Origin of the sequence: Cellulomonas terrae (genome assembly GCF_007990265.1) — a bacterium.
Classification (GTDB): domain Bacteria; phylum Actinomycetota; class Actinomycetes; order Actinomycetales; family Cellulomonadaceae; genus Cellulomonas; species Cellulomonas terrae.
The window spans coordinates 1-1,318 of record NZ_BJWH01000050.1; the positions used below are offsets into that span (position 1 = coordinate 1).

Here is a 1,318-nt window from a genome sequence, read left to right on the forward strand (position 1 = left end):
CCGTCCCCGCGCACGCCGCCGGTACGGCCCGCCTCGTCGTGACCACCACGAGCGGCGGTCCCAGCGCCGCCGCCAGCCTCAGCTACGCGGCGGCCCGGACACCGACCGTCTCCGCGGTCTGGCCCGCGGTCCTCGCCACGGACGGCGGCGTGCGGGTGACGGTCACGGGTGCCGGCTTCTCGGACGCCACGGCGGTCACGTTCGGCGGGACGCCCGGCACGGGGCTCCAGGTGGTCTCGTCCACCCGACTGACCGTCGTCGCGCCCGCCCGGTCCGCCGGTGCAGCCCTGGTCCGGGTGACCAGCCCGGCCGGGACCTCCACGACGAGCCCGTCGTTCCTGTACGTCGACGTGGCGGACGGCTTCGTGTCGCAGACCCCGCAGCGCGCGGAGTTCCGGCGGGACGTCGCCCCGAACGTGCCGGTCTGCCTGCAGATCACCGGGACGAACGGCGTGCCGGTCGGGGCGTCCGGTGTCGTGCTCAACGTGACCACGGTGGCCCCGGGCGCTCCCGGCCACGTGATCGTGTACCCGGACACCGACGGCAACGGGGCCACCCCGGCGCCGGTCGGGTCGACCGTGAACTTCGAACCCGGTGCGGACGTCGCCAATGCGGCGTTCGTGCAGCTGCCCGAGAATGGGAAGGTCTGCTACCTGACCAGGAGCGGTGGCACCGTCGGCGTGGTGCTCGACGTCACGGGCTTCATGATGCCGGACGCCGGGATCGTGACCCAGGCCTCGCAGCGGCTCGTCGACACCCGGTCGGCGTACCGGGTGGGGACCGTCGCCGGACCGGTGCCGCCCCGGACGGTCCAGACCGTCCAGGTGCGCGGCGTGGCGGGTGTGCCCGAGAACGCCAGCGCCGTGATCCTCAGCGCCGTGGTGACGAACGTGAACGCGCCCGGGAACCTGCGCATCTTCCCGGCCGGCCAGGACGTGCCCGTCTCGTCGGTGGTCAACTACGCGCCCGGCAAGGACAAGGCGACGGCGACGGTCGTCGGCCTGCCGGCCTCGGGCAAGATCTCCTTCTACTCCGACACCTTCGCGCCGGTGCACACGTCCCCGGTCGAGGTGATCCTGGACGTCACGGGCTATGTCGTCGGGGACGCCGTGTACTCGGCGGTGCCGCCGCAGCGCGTGATCGACACGCGGCCGGGCAGCGGGCACCTCGGCCCCATCCCGGGTGCGCTCGCCGCCGGCACCGCCTACCAGGTCCGGCTGCCGGGCTCGGCGGGCATCCCCACCGGCGCGACCGCCGTGGTGCTGAACGTGGTCGCGATCAGCCCGTCCTCCGTCGGCAACCTGCGGTTCTACCCCAA

1 protein-coding gene is annotated in these 1,318 nt (G+C 73.9%); it reads left to right on the top strand.

Going from position 1 to position 1,318, the window contains the following annotated elements; translation table 11 throughout:
- On the top strand, positions 1 to 1,318 hold a 1,318-nt coding region (locus CTE05_RS20080; protein ID WP_146848070.1), incomplete at both ends, for an IPT/TIG domain-containing protein.